A 20,150-nucleotide genomic window follows, 5' to 3' on the forward strand; every position below is an offset into this window, starting at 1 on the left:
TGTGCGGTTGTTCAAAGCACTCATAGTGTTATCTTATATCATTAACAAATCCCCGAATAGATCACATTTAAGTGAGCTCTTCGGGGTTCAACGAAATAAAGGATATAGCTTAATTACCTTAGCTGAAATATTGGATCCTTACGGATTAGCAGTATGCCAGTCCTGCAGCAATTGATTCGTTGAGGAATCAATATTCGAAATTGTCGTTGCCATATCCTGACTGCCGTTGCTGAATTTAATAATTTCATCTTGGATAAGCTGGTCCATATCAGTGAAAGAAGGTACCCATGGTTCTAAATATTTCGTGTAATTTTTAGAATGCTCCATAATGGTTTGGATAATATTAAATTGCGGGTTCTTTTCTAAAAATTGTTTCGTTCCTTCCAGTTCCATTGCTTGGTTATTCATTGGATAGTAACCAGTACTCTTAAACCATTCTGCCGATACTTCAGGTGTAGCTAAATATTTCAAATAATCCCAGGCACCAAGAATGGAATCCTTGTTGCCGCGGTCAAAGAGATAAACGGCGGATCCGCCAACTCCTGTACCTGTAGTGCTGTTTTCATTTAGACGAGGCAATTCCGCTACCCCTACATCAAATAATCCGGCATCAATGATGTTTTTTGTTACACTCCCCATAGATGCAGTGGATGCTGGCATAATGGAATACAACCCGGATTGAAATCCTGCCATCGGAGAAGTATCCGTGTATTCTACACCGCCAGTAGCAAGAACCTTTTCCCATTCTGTTAACAAGGTTTCGAGTGTACCATCACTAGTCATCGAAAGCTTAGTTGGTGTATCTAAATGTCCATCTTCGTTATTGAAAATATATTTGTTCTCGCCTTGCATAGGAATCCATGTTCCGAGCAGGAAGAAACGCAATTTAATACCAATACCGTAACGAGTAGTTTTATTTTTCTCAACGACAGCCAGTTTATCTACCGCTGCAGCTAACTCTTCTAGTGTTGTCGGCGGTGATTCCGGATCTAAGCCCGCTTCTTTGAAGTGATCTTTATTGTAATAGATCATGATCGATGAGTTAGAGAATGGCAAGCCAAGCATCTTATCATTATACATGGCATATTGCATTGCATTTTGATTCAAATCATTTAAGTTAATCCCTTCAGAATCTTGCTCGATAAAATCTTGAACAGGTACAATATATTCGGAATTTTTTACATCAAAAATCCCTTTAGAGCTTAGCTGCATAATATCCGGCAGTTCCTTTTGAGAATCGGATTGCAGGATTGCCGCTAATTTGGTAGATGCTTCATCATAAGTACCTTGGAAGGTAGGCGTAATCGTGATTCCTTTTTCTTTACCGACCGACTCATTGTACTCTTTTGCAGTTTTCTCAATCATTTCTGCAGCCTCACCCGTCATCGAATGCCAAAAGATAACTTCTGTAGGTTTACTTGGCAATAAATTTCCATCTGTTGGAACGACCGATGAGGATGCTTCTCCCGTAGCTGCGGCATTAGTTGGGGTCGTCGCATTAGTGTTACTAGATGAGTTTGTAGAAGCTCCTGACGTGCATCCCGCAATTAAAGAGAGAACTAATGCAATGCCAAAAACTTTAGATAACCATTTATTCATGTCTGATTAAGCTCCTTGTATATAAGATTTTTAACATTATAATTTAGCTGCATGGGCATGAAATCTGTCGACACAATAGTTGCCGATTTGATAAGCATAGCTTGCCGATATATCTTTCAAAGCTTCAGGCATTTGCTTTGTTAAACCATAAATTTCATAAGTAAAATCGCCTGAATAGCCAATGCTCCATAGTGCATCTATAGCCTCTTCCCAGTTAACAGTCCCCATAAAGGGTGTAAAGTGTTGATCAGATATTGCCGTGTTATCATTAACATGAAGAGCAACTAAGCGGTTGCCTAAAACCTTTACCGGACGAGATAAGTCTCGATACATACGATGCCCATGACCAAAATCCCAACATACACCAATTCGCTTATCGTTAAAAGAATCTGCTAATGCTGCTAATTCTTCGGCACGGGCAGAAAATTTACGGTGTTCTGGATATTCAATCATATTTTCAAATGCAATACCAACACCATTTTTAAAAGCCAGTTCAATCGAATCAGCGTAAAACTGATGGTTAAATTGTATACTTGCTTCCTCGTCAAATTCCGTTTCCTCACATTGAGTAAATGGATGAACAACACCCCATGAAACACCCAGCATACTGCTTGCAAGAATACTTCGTTCCATGTGTTTTACGTATAAAAGTCGTTGTTCTTCATTTTTCCAAGTCGGCATATATCCTGGGTTGTAAGGCAAATGGGATTGTGAGAACGTCACACCGAGTCGTTCCGCTTCATTCCGGATCATATAAATTTCATTTTGCCAATCCTCTTCCCACAGCTCTGTTCGGGTGAAGAAAAATTCGACAAAACTAAAATCCAAAACTTTAAATCCAGCCTGTCTGCAGCGCCTAACAGATTCGATATACGGTGTATGCATACGTCCGTTGCGGCCTTTTCCAAACAAGTTTGTAGATGTCACTAATCTCATAAGATTACTTGACCTCTCCGGATTTAGGGGCCTTACCCAGAGAAAGTAAATATTCCCCAACTTTGTAACAAAATTCAGCAGTCACATTTTTAAGTTCATCCGGCATGTAATTGTTCGTTTTGATCTCATAAACGAAATCGCCCTTATACCCAATCTCTGTAAGCAGCGACATAATCGTTTCCCAATCGATATTCCCTAAGAAAGGCAATAAATGGTCATCTGTCAAACCATAATTATCATCGACATGAAGGGCAATGATTCTTTCACCTAGAAGACGAAGCGGGCGAACTTGGCTTTTATACATGCGGTTTGCATGTCCAATATCCCAACAAACACCTACGTGTGAATCGTTAAAAGAGTCAACTAATGTAATGAGCTCCTCTGCGATTGAACCAAAGCGCCGTTTGATATTTGTATCCACCATATTTTCAAATGCGATATTTACATTCCGTTTTGCAGCTTCTTCTACTATAGAATCGTAGAATTGATGGTTCAAATTTAAGTTTGCTTCTTCATTATGCTCTTCAAACACCTGCTCTGTTAAAGGATGAACAACAGCAGCTTTTACACCTAACTCATGGCTTACGATCAGAGAGCGCCAAGTGATCTCATTAAAGAATGCTTCTTCCTCGGAACCTGCCGGGAACAATTTATTTCCGGGCAAATAAGGTAAATGTGATTGAGAGAATTCAACACCCAAATTTTGTGCGGCAATTTTGATTTTTTCAAGCTCGGCTTCCCAATTGGGGCCATTTAATTCGGTTTTATTATGGATCATTGCGCACATATTGAAATCCAGCACAGAGAAGCCTGTATCTTTGCATCTTTGGATAGATTCAATATAGCTGATGTGATCATCGGCGCCTCTTTTTTCTCGAAATAGACTTGTCATTGTTGCTAAACGCATGGTTTTCTCCTCCACTATCTTTAGAATTGTTTAATTGTTCTTCACTTGAACATGTGAAAAAGAAAGATTACCGCAGCGGGATAAAAATAGTTATCGAAGTTTTATCGTCATAGCATTGGATTTATAATTACGAGTCGTACATCGCGTTTTGGACGGCTAACATCACCACCTCCTTAAAAGAATTCTATTTATTTTTAAATTAAGGATCTGACTGAGTTTCGCAAAATAAATGAGGGCTCGATAATTAATGTTACTTCTTGTGCATTTTGCTTTTTGATACGGTTAATCATCGTCATGCATGCCATTTCACCCAGTTGTATTTTATGTCCATCAATTACGGTTAAAGAAAAGGGAGCATGTGTTGAAAGCAGCGATTCTTCATAACTAATAATTGAAATATCTTTAGGTACAGAAATTCCCTGCTCGTATAAAAAAAGAATGATTCCTGCAGTGATTCCGTCACTGCCGCCAAAAATGGCAGTTGGCTTAACTCCATCATTCCACAATTGTTTCAACGTTTGATATCCACCCAAACCTGTATACGGCGAATGCATGAAATAAATTTGCTCCATGCTGATGCCTAGTTCGGCAACAGCTGCCGCAAAGCCATTTTGTTTGTCTTGAGAAATCGAACTATGTGCTGGCCCGCTTATAAATGCTATTTGCTTATGTCCTTGCTCCAACAAATATTTTGCTCCTAAATAACCAACTTTGTTGGCGTTAACAGAAACAGAATCAACCCCTTCTTGATGACGTCCTATAATGACGACATGAATCCCTTGCTTAAGGACCAGATTAATAAAGGCATCGTCATATAATCCACCAATTAAAAATACACCGTCTACACGTTTGTTTTTAATTAAATCAGGCAGTTTTGCGTGGCCCGACACTGAAAAGCGTTCAGTAAGCAAGCTGTAATCTGTATTTCTTAAACAAGCGTTGATTCCGTAGGTAACATCATAAAGCAAGGTTTCGGGTACGGAGTCCATAGCATAAGGAAGAGAGGTCTCATCTGAAGTCAAGAAGATCAGCCCCAATGTTTTCGTTCGACTTGTTGTCAATGCCCTTGCAGCCATATTAGGCACATAGCCCAGGTCATTAATCGTTTGCCATACTTTATGTCTCGTTTCTAATTTCACCTTATCACTTTCGTTAATAACCAGTGAAACTGTACTTTTTGAGACCCCGGCAACTTTTGCGATATCTAAAATGGTTACACTCATCCTCAAGCTCCTTTTATTAGAACGTTCCAAAAACTGTTTTTATCGTAAGGGATGACGATGGAATATTCAAATTAAGATATTGTGTAGATCGAATCGAATTTTTATGAGAAGCATCTCTTAAATATTAAGTATTTATTGATTCGTTGACACCGAATAAAAGCATCCTGTATATTGAATCCCATCGGAGCGGGGTTTATCGCGTGCATTGGATTTTATTTACGATGTGTATCTTGTCAGGAGTTTGCGAGCTTAAATTTCGGGAGGATCATTACTCTAAAGAATTGGAACCTTCCAATTTTTCGGGTGATTATGAAGTCAATAACTAGCTGGAGGAAGTTTTTATATGACGTCTTTTACGAGTGCTACTAAGAAAACGAACACCTTTCCATCACTGGCGCAGCTGGCAAGACGAAGAAAAAGAATTCAGACCCTAAAAGCTTATTTATTTTTGGCTCCAATAATCCCGTTTATATTAGCATTTGACTACTTTCCGTTTATTCGGACCTTTATTTATAGTCTATCTACGGTTAATTCACGAGGTGAGATTGTCGATTTTGTTGGATTGCAAAATTACATTAATATTTTAAGCCGTAAGGATTTTGTGAATTCAATTCTCGTTACTTTAAAATTTACGGCGATGTATGTTCCGCTGGCTATTATTTGTCCCTTATTACTAGCGTTGATTGCTTCACAGAAAAAACCTTTTTCTAACGTCTATCAGCTCTTGTATTCCATTCCAATGGCTGTATCCATGGCGGCAACCTGTTTAATATTTGAACACCTTTTGACTCGCAATGGGTTGTTAAATTATATTTTGAATTTATTGGGAGTCGCGAGCGACATCAATTGGTTAGGTGATTCTACATGGGCACTTCCGTCACTCGTATTGATTTCAGTCTGGACGATGATGGGCTTTGACTTTATGCTGCTGCTTGCTGCTGTTCGTAATGTTCCGCAAGACTTAAGTGAATCGGCCGTTATCGATGGTGCCGGCTACTGGACAAAAACGGTAAAAATAACGATTCCAATGATTACTCCAACGTTGTTTTATGTCGTTTGTACGCAGATTATTGTAGGGTTGACAACCGTAGGACCCGTTATGATCCTTACCCAAGGAAATCCGCTTGGTCATACCTCTACATTAATTTATTATGTGTATACGTCAGGATTCCGCAGTCTGAATTATACGATTGGCAGTACAGCGAGTATTTGTGCATTTTTGCTTACACTTGTGTTTTTGCTTATTAACTTTTTATATGAAAAAAGAGGGGTTGTTTACGAATGAGAATGCAACGATCATGGAAAACCTCTCTGAACACTGTATTAAGCTTACTTCTTGGATTAATTGTGGCATTCCCATTGTTTTATGCTATCCTCGCGGGATTTAAAACCGAAGGGGAATTCGGGTCTTTTCCTCCAACCGTATTGCCGGATAGCTTCTCCTATCTAGAAAATTTTAAAGAAGTCCTTTTTAATACGATGATTCCCAGATTCATGTTGAATTCATTTATGATTGCGCTAATCGTGACCTTAGTCCGCTTACTGATATCGACCTTAGCCGCATATGCACTAGCGTTTATTAATTTTCCAGGTCGTAAATTTATGTTTGTTTTCATTCTTGGAACGATGATGATTCCTTCTGAAGCTTTGCTTATTTCGAATTTTATTACGGTTAGTAAATTACATCTGTTGAATAGCTATTTAGGAATCATGATTGTATTCTTTGTTAGTGCTGGACAAGTATTTATGTTTAGACAAGGTTTTAAGACCATATCCGGAACGTTAAGAGAAGCTGCTTTCTTGGATGGCTGCGGTGATTTCAAATTTTATGCAAGCATTTGTATACCCGTATCTGTTCCTATCATTATTTCATTAGGGCTGTCCTCCTTTGTAGGTGTATGGAACTCTTATTTGTGGCCGTTGCTTGTCACTACCAAAGAAGAAATGAGGACCGTACAGGTTGGAATTACCTTATTATCTGCGCATGAAGGCAGCGACAATACACTTGTATTTGCGGGCATTGCCATTATATTGATTCCATCCGTTATCTTTTTTATGATTTTTCAACGCAATATGATTGGTGGTATTTTCAACGGCTCCATAAAAGGTTAACTGGCACCGTTCCATCGTACAAACTAGCTGAAGAGAGAGATGACATATGTGCATGGCAGCAGACTTTGGACAAAAAATTTCATAGCCATTTGCCTTAGCAGTTTTTTTATTTATATAACCGTCTACATGCTCAACACTACGCTCCCGACTTTTGTAAAGGAAGTCTTGCACGGCAATCAACAACAAATGGGCTTGGTCATTACACTTTGGTCGGTGGGTGTTATCGCATTTCGTTTATTTTCCGGTCGGTGGATCGAAATGATTGGCTTGAAAAAAACGGCAATTATTTCTTTTTTGTTATTTTTTCTAGCTGTTGCAATTTATTTAGGAGCGTATGGTATTTTATTTCTACTAATAGTACGTTTGATACACGGCGGCAGCTTTGCCGTCGCTGCTACTGCTACAAGTACCTTAGCTGCTGATCTGATTCCAGAATCTCAAAAAGGAGAAGGCATTGGGTACTTTAGTATGTTCATGAGCATTGCCATGGTCATTGGTCCAGCAATTGGAGCCTATGTGATACATGGATATGATAATAGCCAGGCCCTTTTTATCGTTAGCTTGATTTTATCTGGTCTATCCCTGATATGCTTAGTATTTGTTCGGCATTCTCAACAAACTTCTGTAAGACTAATAACGAATGAAAAAAAGTCCTGGCGTAATTTAATAGAGAAAAAAGTACTTCCCATTTCATTCGTAGGATTTTTGCTGTCATTTTCCTATAGCTCGTTAACTTCATTTATCTTTTCTTATGCAATGGAAATGAATTTAAGCCGCTTCTCGGGTCTGTTTTTTGTTATTTTTGCACTAATCATTATTGTTTCAAGACCACTTGTCGGTATGGCTTTAGATAAATGGCGAGAGCATTTTATCGTGTATCCGGGGACGATCATCTTTGTCATCGGGGTGATATTGCTAAGTAAATCAGAAACTGGATTTCTGTTATTACTTTCAGCAGCGATTATTGGATTAGGTTATGGAGCACTATTTCCATGCTTTCAGTTATTAGCTATTCAGGCTGTGGCCCTTGAACGTCGAAACATTGCTATTTCGACCTTTTTTTTGTTCTTTGATCTGGGCTTTGGCATTGGATCATTTGTACTTGGATGGATTGCAAGCAAGACAAGTTATCAAAGTATGTATCTTGTTGCAGCAATCGCCGGCTTAGCGTGTAGTGCTGTTTATTTTGCAGTGCATCATCCGTTTCTTAAGAGAGATAAATGAGAACATGCTTCACATCATGATTGTGCTGGTGCATCCACTGTGGAAGAAGGAAAGAGCCATGAGGAATCAATTCCTCACGGCTCTTTTTGCTCATTCCTATTCACTTCTATAAGGTCAGCGTAAAGCAAAGCGGGCTGCCGCTTCATACATCTGACGCCGATGCATATGGGTACGGTACAGGACAATCTCATCGACCCGCCAACTTAGCGGATCGTTAACATTGCCATAAGCCTGCGGCTGCGTGCCGTCATCGGAGTTATGACGGGAGCCGCTGGTCAGCTGGCCGCTCGAATGGTCGGCCCGAAGGAGCTCCGGCGGGCTGAACTCATCCTTGCCTGTGTATTTACGGGCGATAGTGAGATGGGGGCTGTAGGGGCGTTTTTCCGCTGCAAAGCCGAGCGGCGCCGTTGCTTCGACGATCATGCGCTGAAGGCTGTGCAGCTGCTCCAGTTCGCCGCCGATTCCTGCCCAAAGCACACTTGGCTGCCCGGGTCTGCCGAAGGTTCCCGTATCCCGGAGCGATAAGGTGAATGGCTGGATTCTGCCCGAGCCGGCTGCGGACGCCAGGGCTGCCTTCAGTTCAGGGATCAGGACCGGAGCCGTATCGCCCAGAAATTGCAGCGTCACATGCAGGTCTGCCTCGTCTGTCCATTTGCGAAAGTGAAATGATGTACGGATATCTCTCGTCCATGCGCCGATCAATCGTTTCAGTGAATCCGGCAGCGGTACGGCTATAAACAGCCGCTGAGATTCCTTGGTTGGAGCGGTTGTCGGGGTGGTCATCTGGTTCTTCCTCCTTCACGAACAAGTCCGGTCTCATCCTTATTTTAACCTAGCCGGCTTTAAAGCAGACACTATATTGCATGTACAACCTCTTAGCATAGTTTATCATTGTGTGCTGGGCGTGTGCTGGGTATACAGAAGGAGATGGGAATAGGGGGATGGTCCCGGTACGACACTTCTGAATGTCTGGACCGAAACATTTACGGTATGGTTGCGTCTTATGACTTGTAAGTAAATGGATTAAGCAGGATTTGGGAGAAGGAGGGATGTTTATGAAAAATTTTATAATGGTCATGTTTATAGGCATATGGTTTGTCAGCGGTTCTCTAATAACTTATGCGGCGGCTGAAGAGGGGGACAAAAAACCGTTAAACGAGGTTTTCGACCAGATTGTAATCGTTCCGTTCGATTATCAGAATAAAGTCTTTGCAAATGGACAAAAAACAGACTTCTATCAAGATTATCAAATCGTGCAGAGAGACGGACATATCCTGGTACCCATTCGATTGATGAGTGATCTGGCAACTCAAGCCAGCCAGTATAGCAGTATGTGGGAAGCGGTTTGGCAGCCTCAAAATCCGAATGACGTGCTCTTGAAGAATTCCAATTTAAACAAGGTCATCAAGTTTACGGTAAACAGCAAAACGATGCTGGTCAATAACAAGCCCCATGCCATCGACATCGCGCCGCAAAAAATAAACGGGAGAATCGTACTGCCTTTGAGGAGCGCAGCCGAGGCACTGGACAAAAAAATCGATTGGCTGGACGGTCTGGTCCTGATCGGCGACGAAAACGTAGATTTGCAGAACCCGCAGACGTTGGCTATCAAGGATCGGATCAAAGCCGAGTTGACCGATACCCGCAAACGGGTCGATTACACGCAAACCGTTTACCCTATTACGAAGTACGGAAATTCTGTTTACTATTTCAAGCGCAGTTATACAAACAACAGTGAAATACAAGCGTTGTACAAGAAAACAGACGGACAGAAAGAGGTTCAAGTCCGAATACAGGGAAATGCCATATTTGACTTTGCGAACGTGATCGATGACGAGCTCTATTACATATCCATGGTTAATAACAATGCCGAGCTGGATGCATTCAATTTTGCCGAAAATAAATCCAGGAAAATCTGTGCAGTCGAGCAGTGGAGGCCAGGGGACGGATGGCTGGTGAGTATTGAGAAAATCGACAATAAATTGTATGTCAACCTGCATTCCGGGGATTTGACGATGGGAAGCGAGACGTTGTATAAGGTTGATCATAGCGCTCTGAAAAGCGTTGCAGGTGCAAAAAGCTTTATCCGTTTTATAAAAGAAGGTGACTATATATACCAAACGGATTTCGCGCCAATGAACGGCGGAGCCGATAATTTAAATCGGGTCGATACGAAGACGGGAGAAGCTTCATCTATAGGAGAACCGGGGTTTGCCTACGGAATCAACCGGACGATAGACGACCGGGGCATCAGTTTTGGGACCAGCCATGCCATGTATATTAAAGACGGTTACCTGTATACGTTGGGCTATAAAGAAAGCGATCCTCAAGACGTAAGCTCGGTGTACAAAATCAATTTGGCCGACGGGACCCAGGTCAAGCTAAGCTCTCAGGCAAATGAATTCTGGATGGCGGACAACCGGATTTATTATACCGGCTCAAGCACAGGATATTTGAAAAGTGTCGACTTGAATGGAAACAATGATCAGATTCTGGTCAAACGAGAACTGATGCAGGCGCAGTTCTTTAATGGGAGTCTCTACTACACTGCAAGTGAGAATACGAAAGACAGCTCCGGCCTGGGAGAATTATACCGATATGATACTGCGAATGGGCGGGAAGTCAAACTAAGCGATAAATCGGTCAGTTCGTACTATGCGGGGAGTGCCGGCGTTTATTATCTGTCCAATGGCTATGACTTGGGATTATACAAAATTGATGCAGCCGGCCGCAATGTTCGTCTGGTTAAGGACACCATAGATTCTGCGGTATTAACGGATGCGGGGATAGTTTATACGATGGCTTATAAGGAGGGGATATATTCGGCGAAGTAGCATATCGTACGAAATCGCTATACGTGTAAAATAAGCGGCATTGGGGGAATGTTGTATGAATACTCGCATCCAAATCAGACAAATGAAAAATGAAGATATTGGCGTGGTTTTCCAAACACTTGAACACCATAATATCGGGAAACCAATGGACTATATAAAAAGGTGCTGGGAAGAGAATAAATCTGGGGAGCGGATCACACTTGTTGCTTTATATGATCAGAATTTCGCTGGATGGCTGCATCTTCTGTCCCAATCATATTATCCGTATTTCGCAGACAAAGGGATTCCGGAGATCAATAATCTGGATGTTATTCCCTCTCAACGCCGACAAGGCATCGGCAACGCATTAATGGATGCGATCGAACAAATTGCATTTGATAAATATGGTATTGTCGGAATCGGAGTTGGACTCTATTACGATTACGGTAATGCACAGCGGCTTTATGCAAAGCGGGGATACATCCCTGATGGAAGAGGAATATTTTACGAAGGCCAACAGGTGGAGCCGGGTAGTTTTGTTCGAGTCGGACACGATCTGGCCCTGTATTTGACAAAAGATCGAACGATTTAATAAGCGTGAAATTGAGTGTGAGTCCATCCTGTAAGGGATGGACTTTATTACAATTGTTCTGCTGCGGCAGAGAAGTGGAAGTGGTTTTAATATGTTGAAACTACTGAGAAAAATTAATCTGTGGGCGTTTTGGTTTTCTTTATTATGCTGGTTATTTTTCATGATATTATTTAAGCGAAATTTTGCTCAAGCAATTGAAAATGTAACGGGGATAGATCCTTGGTTTATTCTATTAGCATTGTCAGGACTAAGTATTACGATGGGGGCATTCGGAATATCCGGTATTAACGGTTGGCTTTCTGTTTTAAGAGGGATAGTAACTGTGGTTATATCTATCCTGCTATTTTTTATTACCGTATTTATTGTGTGCATAGCTGGGCTTATTAAGAGTGTATAAAGGAGAGTACATATGGATTGGATAACTGAGGTTCCATCACGCGGAAATTTTAATGAAAATAATGATGACATGTTTTCGATTCCTAAAATACGGAAGCTTGACTTAAGTGAAATCAAACCATCTTTTGATACTATTTCCCATTTCTTTTTGTCTTTATCTACAACAGGGTTAATTCGGATACGCTCGAAGTAATTTATTTGCATATGAAATTTGATTGAATCTGTAAGGTTCTGAAGACCCATTTTAAATAGTTGATCAAACCCTTGTCAGAAGTACAGGGTTTTCTATAAACTTACAATAGATACAATTTGTATAATAAATCAATCATTTTCATAATATGGTTTTTTCTAAAGTCAAGGGAGGCAGTCTATGACAAGCTGGAAAAGTATCAAGCGCAGTTTTTGTCTTATCGTTATATTTATTCTGAGCCCAGGCCTTTTTCTTTTATTTCAAGGAACAGCGCAGGCCGCTTTCGATGATCGTTTCCAGTTTGAAAGTCCGTATTATGGGGTCAACGAGTCGGATGGCTCCGTTACATTAACGGTTTATCGCAAAGATCATATTGAGGAGAGCGCAGATGTGAAGTACCGGCTCACCTTTTCAGGAGAGCAAGCAGCCGAGCCCGGACTTGATTTCGCCGCGGGGGAAACCCGAGGGACTGTGGCGTTTGCAGCGGGAGAAATAACGAAGACGATCACTATTCCAATCATCGACGATGAGATTGAAGAGTCTACATATGGCGCACCGGGATACAGGAGTGTCCTTGGTGAATACTTTGGGATTGAATTGTACCAGATGACAAACGGATTTGAGACGCCGGCCATCGCACATATCATCATATGGGACAATGATCAAGAGCAGCAGGAAGCGGAACCTTTCTTCAGGCTCAATGCTTTCAGTCCGGAAGTAGGTGAGAGGGATGGCTTGGCAAGCGTGTATATTCAAAGAATGGGAAACGCTGACGGTGCTGTGACTGTTGATTATGAAGCTATAGCAGTGACGGGACCGATTTCAGGCAGAAATCCGGCGACTGCGAATGAAGACTTTACCCCGGCGAGAGGAGTTGTGACCTTTGCCGACGGGGAATGGTGGAAGCGGATCGACGTGCCTGTCATCACCGATTCCATTGAGGAAGGGAAAGAAGTCTTCCGCGTTGCGCTCCTTAATCAAATTGCTGGTCCGCCTCATGAATCGGACTGGTGGGAGTACAATGTATTTATTGAGAATAACAAGTCGTCCGAACCGCCTGCCATACCGAATACGCTAACCTTTTATAAGACCGGTTTTTTTGTTTCGGAAAATGCAGGTAGCAGCATCATTACGATTACCCGGGATTACCCAACGAGCGATGTCCTGACCATTGATTATGCGACGAGGGACGAAGATTCAGCGCTTAGCGGCAGCGATTATGAAGCTGTCTCGGGAACGCTCACCTTTGGTCCCGGGGAGACGGAGAAAAATGTCCTTGTGCCGATCATAGATGATCACATTATAGAAGGCGATGAATATTTCTTTTTTAACATTTTCAACCCGGTTGGCGCAGAGGTGTACACCCCTCAGCGTGGGGATGGCATCTTTATCGTTGATAATGATATGACCAAATTATCCTTCCAAGCCCCTCAATACAATGTCATCGAGGAGGATAAAACCGCGCAGCTGACCGTTGTTCGTACAGGAAGTGTCGAAGGGGATGTTTCTATCCAACTGGCTGTGGAATCCGTGACGGCGCAGCAGAACTCAGATTTCACACTAGGGTCGCAAATATTAACTTTCAAATCCGGGGAGAGAACGAAAACAATTGCTATAAAGCTGATTGATGATGCGCGCATAGAGTACAGGGAGACTTTCACCGTGAAGCTAACCAATCCGGTTCCCGGTACAGGTGTCTCCTTTGGCATACAGGCGGCGGAGGTCGTCATTTATGATAAAGATCATTTGAAGAATTGAACATAAGTTGAGAGTGAATAGAAACATTGTGAAATAGGGGACCCGCCGGACTTAACGAAGCATGATAACTCAACAAGGGAGGGCATGATGGTCCTTGAATTAGGAGGAAATTATGAGGTTTAATGCGCAGACACCTTATTCAGAAAATATGGTATATGGAAGAAAAATGCTGCGATTACTGGTCACCGGGATGTCCGGAGTTGGAAAGTCGACTGCTTTGGAGAAACTCGGCGAACGAGGCCACCGGGTAGTGGATACAGACAGCGACGAGTGGAGCCAATGGGTCCATCTGCCTGATGGTTCAAGCGACTGGGTCTGGCGCGAAGATGCGATTAAAGAACTGCTGACCAGACACCAGGAAGGCAAACTCTTCGTTGCCGGTTGCAAGTCAAATCAGGGAAAGTTTTACTCATTATTCGACCATGTAGTTTTGCTTAGCGCGCCTGCCGATGTAATACTTGCACGGATAGCCGATCGGGTTAACAACAACTTCGGCAAAAGCCCCGAAGAGCGAGAACTTATCCTGCATCATCTTACTGAAGTCGAACCCCAATTACGGGCATCAGCAACTACTGTGATCGATGCCTCTGCACCGTTAGAAGAGGTCCTTCTGCAACTGGAGCGACTGGATTAGGATCGAGAAGGAGCATGGCCGCGCAGTCAAAGCAGCTCGTGAGGAGCTGCTCCACGTCCGGTCGTAAAATTTGCCGAGAGTCCGAACGTTTTATCATGATGATAATGAAAAATGATAATCTTGAATCGTCGAACATTGAATTCTTCCGATAAGCTGTCAAGGCAATCCTATCTCTTCCATAATGTTTTTTAATACAAGCAGATTATTCTTTACTTCATTTTGTATCTTCCCCTTTAAAAGCTTAAGCAACACGCCGCTAATACCGTTCGGCTTCATTGTCGCATAATTGGCCAGCAACGTTTTATTTCCCAGTTGCTTGAGTTCATATTTCATTTCATAAGAAAATCTGCCTCCGGTCGCTTGAAATTGCAGAAATTTGTTTTTTTGAGCCTTAATGATAGTTATCGTTTCTATTTCTACATGTTGACCTAAATTCCTTACTAACCTGTAGGTATCCTTGTGATCTTCTACCGCCTCGACACGAATAACTGCATAATTCCAAATTGAAAAGTTCTCCAATTTACTAAGATAGTCATAAATATGATCCACACTGCTATCCATGATAACTTCATTGCTAAATGAAATTTCAAACGCTGACTCCTCCTTGTTTTTCAAGTTATTATTTGAGGCGCAATCTCGGGATCGTGATTGACGATGACCATTCTGCAATCGTCCCGTTTGGAAAACTCGCCCAGCCACGTTAGAGATTTATCCGCTTCTTCCATGCTTGTTGTCACACCTGGCAGTATGTGTTGTTCCCATGATCTTCTGGCATATCCGACATCGCTGCCAAGCAAGACCCAGCCATCATCGGTTTTGACAAGTAAAGAGACCATGCCTGCACTATGTCCAGGTGTCAGTATGATGTAGATCGAACCATCCCCGAATAAATCCAAACCTTTCTTGTAGGGACCGTGAGGAATAGATTTCATATCGAACTTTTCCATGTTTACACCTTCCCACATGGATTTAATATAGTTGCGATCTTTTAGCGCCGCTTTCCACTCCAAATCCGAAACAATAATGCGTTTTGCACCGCTAACATGTTTAATTCCGCTGACATGGTCGGAATGCAGATGAGTCATAATGACAAGATCTAGATCCTTATCCGTATACCCCAAATGCTGCAGCTGTTCTCTTATGGATTGTCCTGGGGGCAATACTCCAGAGATCATAGTGCTTGTCAAGAAGCCGAGATGTTTGCGCACGTTCACGCGCATATCTTCATGCCAGCCGGCATCGACCAAAATGAGTCCCTTCGGGTGCTCAATCAAATAGGCAGAAACGGGGACCCACATTCTCCAGTTATTGGGACGCAGCCAACCCGAGAATGGCAAGGGGTGAAGTGTTTTCTCCTTAAACGGCAAAGCGCGATCGACATTGACGCTTCCAGTGTGCAGAACGTGAATTTTGGTTTGGCTCATGTTTTTTTCTCCTCATAATTAAATGATGTGTCATCTATATCCCGATAATAAGTGATACGTCATCTATTGTCAAGGAGAATTCTGCACGGTAACTCCCACGATCGATCCTGATTGGGAAATTGCATCTCTCTATCTATTAAATTACAGAGAAGTATAGGTCTAATCTGGTAAAATATGATTGAGGAATGGAGCCATCGATGGAGGAATCCATATAGATGCTGATTTAGAAACTGTATGACTGGGCTATGATAATGGCCCGTTTGTAATATGAGTAACATACAAGGAGGAATATAATGAACTGGAAGAATGACTATAAGATATTGCGCAAGTCATTTGAACAGTCCGCGAGCCTTTATCAGCAGGCGCGTCCGGATTACCCGGAAGAATTGTTCGACGATTTAATTCATGCGGCGGATTTGCATCCAGGCGATCGTTTGTTGGAAGTGGGTTGTGCTACAGGAAAGGCTACTCTTCCGTTAGCCAAGCGCGGATTTAAAATTACGTGCGTAGAACTTGGCGCTGAGCTCGCTGCAGTTGCCCGTCAAAACCTTGTCGGAATGGACGTTGACATAATCACGGGAAGTATCGAGGACTGGCAACCAGAGACGGAGAAAGGGTTTGATCTGGTATTCGCTGCAACCGCTTGGAAGTGGGTTGATCCCGAAGTTCGATACCTCAAGGCATGGCAAATCCTTCGTCCAGGCGGACATCTGGCATTTTGGAGCGCAGATCACGTTTTTCGAGACGGTGGGGACCCATTCTTCCGTGAAATTCAAGCCGTTTACTATGAGATCGGCGAGGGTAAATCGGTAGACAACAACGATTGGCCGCGGCCAGGGGAGCTGCACGAGCTAAGAGATGAGATTGAGAAAAGCGGGCTGTTTGAGGTTGTTCACGTTCGACACTTCGATTGGGAGCGCATTTATCATGTTGATGAGTACATTAAACTGCTCGAAACTTTCTCCGGACACATACTTATGGAGGAATGGAAACGCGATAAGCTCTTCAACGAAATCCGAGTTCGCCTTAATAGCCGTCCAGAAAAGTCGGTTCACCGCCACTGGGGCGCTGTTCTCCATGTCGCCCGCCGAAAGGATTGGGCATTTGTGAAAGAGTTGGAACGAAAAGCATTGCTTTCAACTTGATGGAAAGCGATATATCTCTGGGAATAGAATAAAGCCGAACGTTTTAAACGTTCGGCTTTATTCTATTCGTTCACAAATTGGTTTAAAAGCTTTAGGATGACATCGCGCTTCACAGGCTTGCTTACATACTCATCCATCCCCGCAGCTATGCACTTTTCCCGGTCGCCCTTTAGGGCATTGGCTGTGACTGCGACGATGCGGGGACTTTGCTCCTTGAGCTCTTCTTTTATCTTCTTCGCTGCATCCAGGCCGTTCACAATCGGCATGTGCAGATCCATGAAGATGAGATCAAATGATTTTTTGCGCGTTGCTTCGACAACATCGATGCCGTTTGTGACATTGGTAACCGTATGCCCCATTTTTTCAAGCATTTTCGTCAGTACCAGCTGATTAATGGGATTGTCTTCAGCGACCAAAATGCTCGCCTTGCGTGACGTTTGATGCATTTGCATGCGCATATCTTCACGGTTGGGTTTCGACGATTGCTTTAGCGGGATGGTAAAGGTAAACGTCGAGCCGCTCTTGCCGTCACTCTCAGCGTAAATCTCGCCATCCATCATTTCGATGATTTTGCGGCTGATGGCAAGACCGAGGCCAGTTCCTTCGTGTCTGCGCACCATAAAACTGTCAAGCTGCGCAAACGGTTCAAAAATGTCGTTAAGACGCTCGGGATCTATCCCAATGCCTGTATCCGTTATAATAAAGGCCAACCGGGGAGGACCTTCCTTCACTCGCATCACCTTAACCGAAATACTGCCCTTGATCGTAAATTTGACGGCATTTCCGAGCAGGTTTAGGAGCACCTGTTTCAAGCGATCGGCATCGCAATAAATAAAATCGGGAACATCGTGATTGATGGTGTAGGAGAGCTCCAGTTGCTTTTCATCGGCTCTCGTGGAAATGACGCCGAAGCTTTCCTTGATGCTGTTGCGCAGATCTACGGTATCCTCTTGCAGTTCACTTCGGCCTGCCTCGATTTTGGAAAGATCAAGGATGTCATTAATAATGTTGAGCAGGGTTTCCCCGCTTTTCCTGATGATCTCCAGATAACCTCGCTGCTCGTCATTTACATCCGTGGAATCAAGCAGAATATCCGTCATTCCCACCACCCCATTCATGGGGGTACGAATTTCGTGGCTCATCATAGCCAGAAACTCGCTCTTGGCTTTGTTCGTGGACTCAGCTGTCTCCTTTGCCAGCATCAGCTGCCTCTGCTCGGAGATATCCTTGCAGATGAGGTAAAACCCGATATTTTTCTGGTTCACAAAAATCGGTGCAAGACTCGTAAGCACTTCGACGACTTCATCGTCTTTGGTGACAATCGTGTCAATTTGCTGTTCAATCGTATTATCGTTAAGCGCCTTTTCTAAAATGAGGCTCACATTAGCCTGTCCAATTAAATTCGAAAGCTCCATCCCGATTAGATCCGTGTGGACTTGGTAGCCTGTCAACTTTTCCGCCATCGAGTTGGCGTTAATGATAATGCCGTTGAGGCCAAAGGAAATGACAGCGTCGTGGTTGTATTTTTTGAGCGACGTGTACCGTTCAACAGATTCCTGCAGCCGTTGTTCTGATTCTTTTTGCTTGGTAATGTCAATAATTTGGGCAATGTAATATATCGGCTGGTTTGCCTCGTTGCAGAACAATTTGACGGAGAGCAGTCCCCACAACGCGTCGCCGTTCTTTTTGAGGTACCGCTTCTCGAGCTGTACCTCCCTATTATCATCTCCCATCAGCGCCTTGAGATCGTCAAAGCTTGCCATCTCATCATCGGGGTGAGTGAGGTCGCCAAACAACTTGTTTTCAAACTCAGCACCGGTGTGGCCAAAGATTCTCTCAAAAGCAGGGTTTACTGTCAGAATCAAACCGTCTGGCGCAATAAGGGCAATTCCGAAGGAAGCATGCTCAAACACTTGCTGATTGAAGGCTTCCTGGTTCAGGTTTACGCGGTGCATGGCTAACCTCCGTATAAGTATAGGAACTGGATACGTAAAAATAGACCCCCATTTTTGAAGGTCTTATCAATTCATAAAACAAAATGGTTTCTGCAATATAGATTACCCGCCTGCTAGCTTATTTAAACAGGTCACGCTAACCTGGAATTACAACAAAGCTTTCTGCTTTCAAGGATATAGCTATCAATAACGGGCACGTTCTGTTTGCCCGAAAATACGTTGAACATATTTTTTATAATAGCATTGATTCGAACGGCATTGCTATCGAGCGCACTCTATACTTTAGCATTGCACATGTAAGTAATCATTTTCATTTTAGGAGGAATTCTTTATGCGTGTTTTTGTCACAGGAGCGACGGGTTTCATCGGCTCCGCCATCGTACGCGAACTCATCGACGCTGGGCATCAGGTCCTGGGTCTCGCCCGTTCCGACACCTCCGCCGCGACTTTGGCGAGAGTCGGCATCGACGTGCACCGCGGGGACATCGACGACCTCGACAGCTTGCGTGCCGGAGCCGCTGCAGCAGACGCGGTGATCTACGCGGCGAACAAGCACATCTCCGAGACCGCCGACTCGACTGCACGTGCGCAGGTTGAGCTAAACGCAGTTCAAGCGATCGGTTTGGAATTGGAAGGAACTCACAAACCCTTCGCGGTCACCTCGGGAGTCATAGGCCGCACGCCGGGACGCCTGCTCAGCGAAGAGACTCCCGCCGTTCCCAACACAATCACAGCGCTGCGTCTCCCAGTTGAGGAGTCCGTAATCGCAATGGCCGAGCGCGGCGTGCGCTCCTCTTCGGTGTTGTTGGCGCCGACCGTGCACGGCGAGTGCGACACGCGCGGATTCATTTCGACCCTAATCGGCATAGCTCGCACGACGGGCGTATCCGCCTTCGTCGGCGACGGATCGAACCGATGGCCTTCTGTGCATCGACTTGACGCGGCGGCCCTATTCCGGCTTGCTGTGGAATTCGCCCCGGCCGGTACGCGACTGCACGCGGTCGCCGAGGAGGGGGTGACGTTTCGGGACGTCGCAGAGGCCATCGGCCGCCAGTTGCAAATCCCAGCTGTAAGTATGACGGCCGAGGAGGCAAGCCAGCACTTCAGATTTCTTGCCCCGTTGGTTTCAATCGACAACCCGGCGTCGAGCGCACTGACCCGGGAACGATTCGGCTGGCAGCCAACGCACCCTGCACTGATCGCAGACATCGAAGAAGGCCACTACTTTAAACAATGAGCGCG

18 protein-coding genes are annotated in these 20,150 nt (G+C 43.7%); 10 read left to right on the forward strand and 8 right to left on the reverse strand.

Annotated features, from left to right (window positions below):
• Positions 1 to 138 precede the first annotated feature (138 nt).
• The 4 genes from AC0YOA_RS28985 to AC0YOA_RS29000 all read right to left on the reverse strand — a co-directional run bounded on the left by AC0YOA_RS28985 (position 139) and on the right by AC0YOA_RS29000 (position 4,665).
• The gene (locus AC0YOA_RS28985) at positions 139 to 1,599 is read right to left on the reverse strand and encodes an ABC transporter substrate-binding protein (protein ID WP_475789585.1); all 1,461 of its coding nucleotides are present in this window, start codon (positions 1,597 to 1,599) and stop codon (positions 139 to 141) included.
• Positions 1,600 to 1,635: 36 nt separating this feature from the next.
• The gene (locus tag AC0YOA_RS28990; RefSeq protein ID WP_475789586.1) at positions 1,636 to 2,535 is read right to left on the reverse strand and encodes a sugar phosphate isomerase/epimerase family protein; all 900 of its coding nucleotides are present in this window, start codon (positions 2,533 to 2,535) and stop codon (positions 1,636 to 1,638) included.
• Between the two features lie 4 nt (positions 2,536 to 2,539).
• The gene (locus AC0YOA_RS28995) at positions 2,540 to 3,442 is read right to left on the reverse strand and encodes a sugar phosphate isomerase/epimerase family protein (protein ID WP_475789587.1); all 903 of its coding nucleotides are present in this window, start codon (positions 3,440 to 3,442) and stop codon (positions 2,540 to 2,542) included.
• A 194-nt stretch (positions 3,443 to 3,636) separates the two neighbouring features.
• Complete coding sequence (locus AC0YOA_RS29000) at positions 3,637 to 4,665, reverse strand: LacI family DNA-binding transcriptional regulator (RefSeq protein ID WP_475768955.1); 1,029 nt, start codon at positions 4,663 to 4,665, stop codon at positions 3,637 to 3,639.
• A 343-nt stretch (positions 4,666 to 5,008) separates the two neighbouring features.
• On the opposite strand from AC0YOA_RS29000, the gene AC0YOA_RS29005 reads away from it, so the two are divergent.
• From AC0YOA_RS29005 to AC0YOA_RS29015, 3 genes are read left to right on the forward strand one after another with little or no spacing between them, the layout of a single operon-like run.
• Entirely contained in the window at positions 5,009 to 5,950 is a 942-nt protein-coding gene (locus AC0YOA_RS29005) for a carbohydrate ABC transporter permease (RefSeq protein ID WP_475789588.1), read from the forward strand.
• Entirely contained in the window at positions 5,947 to 6,777 is an 831-nt protein-coding gene (locus AC0YOA_RS29010) for a carbohydrate ABC transporter permease (RefSeq protein WP_475789589.1), read from the forward strand. Before AC0YOA_RS29005 ends, AC0YOA_RS29010 begins: the two co-directional genes overlap by 4 nt.
• Positions 6,778 to 6,825: 48 nt before the next feature.
• Positions 6,826 to 8,001 (forward strand): MFS transporter, encoded by a 1,176-nt coding sequence (locus AC0YOA_RS29015; RefSeq protein WP_475789590.1) that lies wholly within the window; start codon positions 6,826 to 6,828, stop codon positions 7,999 to 8,001.
• A gap of 114 nt (positions 8,002 to 8,115) precedes the next feature.
• Here AC0YOA_RS29015 and thpR read toward each other — a convergent pair whose 3' ends face one another.
• On the reverse strand, positions 8,116 to 8,784 hold the full coding sequence (gene thpR, locus AC0YOA_RS29020; protein WP_475789591.1) for an RNA 2',3'-cyclic phosphodiesterase: 669 nt from the start codon (positions 8,782 to 8,784) through the stop codon (positions 8,116 to 8,118).
• 272 nt (positions 8,785 to 9,056) lie between these two features.
• On the opposite strand from thpR, the gene AC0YOA_RS29025 reads away from it, so the two are divergent.
• The 5 genes from AC0YOA_RS29025 (at position 9,057) to AC0YOA_RS29045 (ending at position 14,384) form a co-directional block, all read left to right on the forward strand.
• Complete coding sequence (locus AC0YOA_RS29025; protein ID WP_475789592.1) at positions 9,057 to 10,835, forward strand: DUF5050 domain-containing protein; 1,779 nt, start codon at positions 9,057 to 9,059, stop codon at positions 10,833 to 10,835.
• Between the two features lie 55 nt (positions 10,836 to 10,890).
• On the forward strand, positions 10,891 to 11,406 hold the full coding sequence (locus AC0YOA_RS29030; RefSeq protein ID WP_475789593.1) for a GNAT family N-acetyltransferase: 516 nt from the start codon (positions 10,891 to 10,893) through the stop codon (positions 11,404 to 11,406).
• 91 nt (positions 11,407 to 11,497) lie between these two features.
• Positions 11,498 to 11,803 carry a hypothetical protein gene (locus tag AC0YOA_RS29035; protein WP_475789594.1) on the forward strand — a complete coding sequence of 102 codons (306 nt, stop codon included), beginning with the start codon at positions 11,498 to 11,500 and terminating at the stop codon, positions 11,801 to 11,803.
• 369 nt (positions 11,804 to 12,172) lie between these two features.
• Entirely contained in the window at positions 12,173 to 13,750 is a 1,578-nt protein-coding gene (locus AC0YOA_RS29040) for a Calx-beta domain-containing protein (protein ID WP_475789595.1), read from the forward strand.
• A gap of 112 nt (positions 13,751 to 13,862) precedes the next feature.
• Positions 13,863 to 14,384 (forward strand): AAA family ATPase, encoded by a 522-nt coding sequence (locus AC0YOA_RS29045; protein ID WP_475789596.1) that lies wholly within the window; start codon positions 13,863 to 13,865, stop codon positions 14,382 to 14,384.
• 156 nt (positions 14,385 to 14,540) lie between these two features.
• On the opposite strand, the gene AC0YOA_RS29050 is transcribed toward AC0YOA_RS29045, so the two are convergent.
• Positions 14,541 to 14,945 (reverse strand): hypothetical protein, encoded by a 405-nt coding sequence (locus AC0YOA_RS29050; protein ID WP_475789597.1) that lies wholly within the window; start codon positions 14,943 to 14,945, stop codon positions 14,541 to 14,543.
• Positions 14,946 to 14,995: 50 nt separating this feature from the next.
• Positions 14,996 to 15,808 (reverse strand): N-acyl homoserine lactonase family protein, encoded by an 813-nt coding sequence (locus AC0YOA_RS29055; RefSeq protein WP_475789598.1) that lies wholly within the window; start codon positions 15,806 to 15,808, stop codon positions 14,996 to 14,998.
• Positions 15,809 to 16,101: 293 nt separating this feature from the next.
• On the opposite strand from AC0YOA_RS29055, the gene AC0YOA_RS29060 reads away from it, so the two are divergent.
• On the forward strand, positions 16,102 to 16,953 hold the full coding sequence (locus AC0YOA_RS29060) for a class I SAM-dependent methyltransferase (RefSeq protein ID WP_475789599.1): 852 nt from the start codon (positions 16,102 to 16,104) through the stop codon (positions 16,951 to 16,953).
• Positions 16,954 to 17,015: 62 nt separating this feature from the next.
• On the opposite strand, the gene AC0YOA_RS29065 is transcribed toward AC0YOA_RS29060, so the two are convergent.
• Positions 17,016 to 18,908: a PAS domain S-box protein gene (locus AC0YOA_RS29065; protein WP_475789600.1), complete on the reverse strand. Its 1,893-nt coding sequence runs from the start codon at positions 18,906 to 18,908 to the stop codon at positions 17,016 to 17,018.
• Positions 18,909 to 19,239: 331 nt separating this feature from the next.
• Here AC0YOA_RS29065 and AC0YOA_RS29070 point away from each other — a divergent pair, with 331 nt between their 5' ends.
• Positions 19,240 to 20,145 carry an SDR family oxidoreductase gene (locus tag AC0YOA_RS29070; RefSeq protein WP_475789601.1) on the forward strand — a complete coding sequence of 302 codons (906 nt, stop codon included), beginning with the start codon at positions 19,240 to 19,242 and terminating at the stop codon, positions 20,143 to 20,145.
• The last annotated feature ends 5 nt before the right edge of the window (positions 20,146 to 20,150 follow it).

Source organism: Paenibacillus sp. JT22N12, assembly GCF_056269365.1.

Coding starts and splice junctions, on each gene's coding strand:
- AC0YOA_RS29030 (WP_475789593.1), top strand. CDS start 10,891: ATGAATACTCGCATCCAAATCAGACAAATGAAAAATGAAGATATTGGC.
- AC0YOA_RS29050 (WP_475789597.1), bottom strand. CDS start 14,945: ATGGATAGCAGTGTGGATCATATTTATGACTATCTTAGTAAATTGGAG.
- AC0YOA_RS29070 (WP_475789601.1), top strand. CDS start 19,240: ATGCGTGTTTTTGTCACAGGAGCGACGGGTTTCATCGGCTCCGCCATC.
- AC0YOA_RS28990 (WP_475789586.1), bottom strand. CDS start 2,535: ATGAGATTAGTGACATCTACAAACTTGTTTGGAAAAGGCCGCAACGGA.
- AC0YOA_RS28995 (WP_475789587.1), bottom strand. CDS start 3,442: ATGCGTTTAGCAACAATGACAAGTCTATTTCGAGAAAAAAGAGGCGCC.
- AC0YOA_RS29025 (WP_475789592.1), top strand. CDS start 9,057: ATGAAAAATTTTATAATGGTCATGTTTATAGGCATATGGTTTGTCAGC.
- AC0YOA_RS29000 (WP_475768955.1), bottom strand. CDS start 4,665: ATGAGTGTAACCATTTTAGATATCGCAAAAGTTGCCGGGGTCTCAAAA.
- AC0YOA_RS29040 (WP_475789595.1), top strand. CDS start 12,173: ATGACAAGCTGGAAAAGTATCAAGCGCAGTTTTTGTCTTATCGTTATA.
- AC0YOA_RS29005 (WP_475789588.1), top strand. CDS start 5,009: ATGACGTCTTTTACGAGTGCTACTAAGAAAACGAACACCTTTCCATCA.
- thpR (WP_475789591.1), bottom strand. CDS start 8,784: ATGACCACCCCGACAACCGCTCCAACCAAGGAATCTCAGCGGCTGTTT.
- AC0YOA_RS28985 (WP_475789585.1), bottom strand. CDS start 1,599: ATGAATAAATGGTTATCTAAAGTTTTTGGCATTGCATTAGTTCTCTCT.
- AC0YOA_RS29055 (WP_475789598.1), bottom strand. CDS start 15,808: ATGAGCCAAACCAAAATTCACGTTCTGCACACTGGAAGCGTCAATGTC.
- AC0YOA_RS29045 (WP_475789596.1), top strand. CDS start 13,863: ATGAGGTTTAATGCGCAGACACCTTATTCAGAAAATATGGTATATGGA.
- AC0YOA_RS29065 (WP_475789600.1), bottom strand. CDS start 18,908: ATGCACCGCGTAAACCTGAACCAGGAAGCCTTCAATCAGCAAGTGTTT.
- AC0YOA_RS29035 (WP_475789594.1), top strand. CDS start 11,498: ATGTTGAAACTACTGAGAAAAATTAATCTGTGGGCGTTTTGGTTTTCT.
- AC0YOA_RS29060 (WP_475789599.1), top strand. CDS start 16,102: ATGAACTGGAAGAATGACTATAAGATATTGCGCAAGTCATTTGAACAG.
- AC0YOA_RS29010 (WP_475789589.1), top strand. CDS start 5,947: ATGAGAATGCAACGATCATGGAAAACCTCTCTGAACACTGTATTAAGC.